Genomic DNA, 4,952 nt, shown 5'->3' on the forward strand with positions numbered 1-4,952 from the left:
TCAAATTCCTGGCGTCGTCGATGTGCGAAGTCGCGGTGCGATCGGTGTCGTACAAGTAGAAGCATTAACCGAACTCGAAACACTGCGACGACAATTCGTCGACGCCGGTGTTTGGCTGCGACCGTTCGGCGACTGCGTTTATGTCACGCCGCCGTTGAACCTCCCCGATGCGTTGATCCAACAAATGTGCTCGGCAATCGTCGACGTCATGTCGGCGAGAGACTTCACCGCGCCGGAACTAACGATATCGGGTTAGCATCGGACGCTATCGCTGTTTCCGATCGCATCATGCGTTTTCATGCATCAACGCGATCGCGGTACGCTCCCGTCGCAGCGGCATCGATGCGGTCAGACGCCGAAGGGCCGACAACGGACTTCGTTCGCCTTCACGCATCGCGTCGCGAATGGCCGCACCGACACGGTTTTGCACCGACTCGTGTTTGGGTAATTCCGGCAAATCGGCCAGCCCCGCGTCTTCCCCAATCCCTAACCATCCGGCACCGCCGACCAACAGCACTTCATCGGCGAGCAGGGTAGTCTCTTGATTGATTGCGGTCTGCTCGCCCATGAATTCATTGGCACGAACATCGTGGGTGGGTGCGAGATTGAGCGGACGATAACCGTACTTTGATACGATCAGGCTGGACCACTGCCCTACGGACGCGATGCGAGCGTGACCGGATTCCGGGTCGATGTGGGCATAGAACAGCGACAAATTCGGTCGTCCCGTTTCGTCAATCGCACCGTCACGCACCTGCAACAAGGTATGCAGCGTTCGCATCACCGCATCGTGAGGCGAATGCCGATAGCTCGCGTGGGCCTGCAGTGCCGCGCGGGCAACGGTTCCGTCAAGGGTCTCGATCAGATTCGCGTTGGGGGCCCACACTCGATTGAATTGGCACATCGACAACGCGATCACGCCGTCAGGCAAAACATCCCAATGATGCCAACTCTGTGCGATCGAAAGCGGTGATTCCACCATGCCATCGACAGACCAACTCGGCGCCAACCGAACGCCCAGAGGCAAGCTATCGTGCTGCCAATCTGCAATCTGATCGGTCCATTTCCGAATCGTTGGCGGAGCCTGTGTTTCGACCTTTTGCGGGACGTCCGAGAGCGGCTCCATCGCTTCGACGAAACGAACGACATCAAATTCGGCATCGGCGAGTTCGTCGAGCTCAAAATCCGCTTCGTTAAAGTCGGCCGCCAGCATGCGTTCGAGTTCGGCATCTACCAGATCAGTTTCCGTCGGCGACTTCCCATTCAAAGACGCACTCGACTCCTCGGCGGCAGAGCTTGCGGTCGGCAGAGCGGCATTGAGCGTTGCCAGTTCAGGCAACCTCGAAGGCTGCGTCATCATGGTTAACGCGTGACAAACATTGGACGAAGCCAACCGAGCCGCTGCCGTGGCCAGATCGTCATACTTTCGCATTTCACGCCCAAACAACCACATCGTCCCGATCGGCAATTCAATTCCGCCCAACGAAACACAGATCCCTGACGCGAACGGCTCCGGCGGTGTGTATTGATTGATCGGTCCGCCTTGCAGATCGTCGACAGCGACCACGCCTTGAACCATCGCTTCTAGATCACCGCGGGCACCTCGCAGCGGACGGGATGTGCCAATTCGCTGCGCCGGTGAAAGGCCGAAAACAAAACGCGTCGCGAGTCGTTCGGTAACTTCATCGAGCAGATAGATCGCTGCCGCATCGGTTCCGGTTGCGAGTGTCGCGTCGGCGAGGATGCGGTCAATTTGTTCGCATCCGGCTTCGGCATTGGAAGCATCCAAGATCACGGACGCACGAGCGGCGAGTTCGGCTTGCTGTGACCGCAGGATCGATTTCTGTTGCTCGAGTTCCTCCGCCATCGCACGTGCCGCGTCGGCTAATCGCTGGGCATCGACCGCGGTCAGTGCGTGAGATTGGTCTCCCGATACCGTTGCCTTTTTGTCAGGCGAGCCTTCCGCCGAATCGATTCGCCATCCGGTCGTTTCAGTATAGGTGCGCCAGAAACCTTCGACCGCCTGGTCGCTGTCCTTGACGGTTTGATGAACGCCCGCGGATGAATCCCGGGTCGCGAGATCCGCATCGGACTCGGAATCGGAATCGCACAGATGCAGTTTCAGATAACTCGGTGGAGGTGTGGACACGTCGTCTTCTACCCGGACAAAGGACAAGGTGGGAAATTAGGGAGATCATTCCATGAACCGAACGACGCGTAGACACGTCGTCTCCGTACCCCATCTCATCGACCACCGAACCAATTTCACTCAGCCGATCAACCGGTAAAGTTTCGTTCGGTTACCACGACGGCCGTACAACCCGATCAAACGGAACGATACGTCGCCGGACGCCGAACCATCCACCGATACATCGACGGCACCAACACCAACGCCAACAAAGTCGCACCGCCCACACCTCCCGCGATCGACACGGCCATCGGCGGCCAGAACCCGCCTCCATCGAGAATCAACGGTGTGAAGCCAGCCATCGTCGTCAAAGTCGTCGCGATCACATGACGCGATGAGTGCATCACCTCCCCACAAATTGCCTCAACGTCACCATCAGCAGCCTTCTCATTGGCCCGAATCCCAGCCAACACCACGATCGAATCGTTGATTGCGACTCCGATCAATCCCATCGTTCCGATGATCGCCATGAACCCGAACGGATATCCGCTGATAGCCAAGGCTCCCATCCCGAGTCCAACCGACAACGCCGCGATCAGAGCAATCAAGGCAGCCATTCGAAACGAACCAAACGACAACACCAACGTCGCCAACATCAACACAGCGAGCACACCCACCGTCGAAAACAAATTCCCCACCGCGTCATCGCGTTTGGACGCTTCGCCGCCGTATTGCACCGAATAGCCAGCAGGCAGTTGTTCGATCAGCGGTTGCAGTTCTCTTTCCAACGCCGTCTGCACTTCGCTCGGCAAGACACCCGCCACCAGATACGCGGCGACTTCGTTCATCCGCATCCGATTTCGCCGAGGCAATGCCGCTGCCTCGGGTTCGAGCCCCACTTTCGCGAACGCCGACAGCGGAGTGACCTGTACAGAGGATCGGCCCGAACCGCGAAGAACCAAATCCGCGCTCGCGATTCGTGAAACTTCACCACGATTGCCATCGCCAACCCGAACGACGATCGGCACCACTTCGTTATCCTGAAGCACGCTTCCGCCGCTTTGCCCGTCCAGCGCCGTGGCCAACTGACGGGCGACTTCCTTTGGCGAAATGCCCGCCTGCGCTGCACTCGCTTCGTCGATATCGAACGTCAGTTGCGGCAACACATCGGCAAAGTCAGTTTTCACCGCGACGACCTCTGGCATGCGACTGAGAATCGCACGGGCTTCCTCACCGAACCTCTGCAACATTTCCATGTCAGGTCCAAAGAAACGAACCTCGATCGGCGCGGCGAACGGCGGCCCTTGCTCGAGTTGTTTGACCAGCACTCGCGCGGATGTCACCTCACGACTGACACGGCGCTGCAAAGATGCGATCACCGGACCGGGAGCGACTCCGCTCGGTAACCTTACCAACGCTTGAGCGTAGTTCGGTGTCCCACGCCGGCTCGAAATCACGTTGTAGTAAAACTGCGGCGCACTTTCTCCAAAAAACCAATCCACTCGCTCAGCGCCCGACTCGCGCACGATCGCATCGACTCGCTGAGCCGTCTCCTGGGTCTGCGCGAGCGAATCGGTCGCGGGCCCTTCGATTGTGATGTGGAATTGATCGCGACCGCTCGCTGGAAAGAACTGCTCTTCCAAGGTCGGGAAGGCAAGAAACCCTGCCATCGGCAAACACATGGAAACCGCAATTCCCAACCAGGGGCGACCGACGAGAGACCTCAAGACCGACGCAGCCCATTGCGACAAACGAGGCAGTCGCAGCCCGGCGGCGTTGCTGGATCGGCCACCATGCGACGGCAATCCGTTCTGCGATGCCAATTGCCGCGCCGCCACCGTTGGGATCACCGTCATCGCCAAAAACAATGACGAAACAATCGCCAGAATCACGCTGATTGCGATCGCGCCGACAAACTCACCCGCCGGCCCAGGCATCAACGCGATCGGTGCAAACGCCAACGCAGTCGTCAACGTCGATCCCACTAAAGGAATCGCCAAGTGAGAAACACTGCGCGACATCGCGTCGACCGGTGAAGCCCCCTGTCTTAAACGCGATTGCACCTCATCCACCATCACAATCGCATTGTCGATCAAAAGCCCCAACGCGATGATCAGTCCGGTGACCGACATTTGATGAATCGGGACGCCGAAGATCCGTAGACCGAATAACACCATCAAACTCGCCAAGGGCAACGTCAGTGTTACGATCAACGCGGATCGCCATCCCATCAGTAACCAAATCACGAATCCAACAGCGATCGTTCCTAGCAACAAGTTGCCCGAAAGCGATTTCAAACGATCCGTGACATAATCACTCTGCCGGAGAATCTGCTCGACACGGATGCCCTCCGGCAGAGTCGCACGGTATTGATCGATCAGGTCTTCGGCGATCTCGGTCCATCGATCGATGCGTCTCTCCGAACGAACCATCACCCCCAAAACGACCGCGTCTTTGCCTTCGAGCAACGCGGACGTCACCGGCGGATTGGGAATACCAAATCGGACCGTTGCGATCTGGTCCAAACGCACGTCGCGTCCGTCGCCGTTGGTCATCGGTGTCTTTCCGATCTGTTCGACCGAGTCGAGTTGGTTGTCGATCTCGATGAGCATCTGCATTGACCGGTCTCGCAATTGACCGGCGGCCCCTTTCGCATCGTAGGACGCCAACCGCGTCGCGACGTCGGCAGGCGTGATGCCGAGTGCCGCCGCCCGGAGCGGATCCACACGGACCTCGATTTCCTCCCCGGGATCACCGTACCTGCGGACGAGATCCGTACCGGACAATGCCTGTAACCGGTCTTGAAGCTCAATCGCGAGACGAC

Annotated in this window: 3 protein-coding genes; 1 reads left to right on the forward strand and 2 read right to left on the reverse strand. The window is 58.3% G+C overall.

The features are described from left to right. Positions 1-256 (forward strand): aminotransferase class III-fold pyridoxal phosphate-dependent enzyme (locus RSSM_RS30940; RefSeq protein WP_044304132.1); only part of this gene is annotated, 256 nt, incomplete at its 5' end. A gap of 30 nt (positions 257-286) precedes the next feature. Here the strand turns inward: RSSM_RS30940 and RSSM_RS30945 are convergent. Together RSSM_RS30945 and RSSM_RS30950 are read right to left on the reverse strand one after the other, a co-directional pair. Next, the gene (locus RSSM_RS30945; RefSeq protein ID WP_008689369.1) at positions 287-2,149 is read right to left on the reverse strand and encodes a Sporulation stage II, protein E; all 1,863 of its coding nucleotides are present in this window, start codon (positions 2,147-2,149) and stop codon (positions 287-289) included. 176 nt (positions 2,150-2,325) lie between these two features. Continuing rightward, a partial coding sequence (locus tag RSSM_RS30950; protein ID WP_044304133.1) for an efflux RND transporter permease subunit occupies positions 2,326-4,952 on the reverse strand: 2,627 nt, incomplete at its 5' end.

The organism is Aporhodopirellula sallentina SM41 (assembly GCF_000346505.1).
In the GTDB taxonomy this organism is placed as follows: Bacteria; Planctomycetota; Planctomycetia; order Pirellulales; family Pirellulaceae; genus Rhodopirellula; species Rhodopirellula sallentina.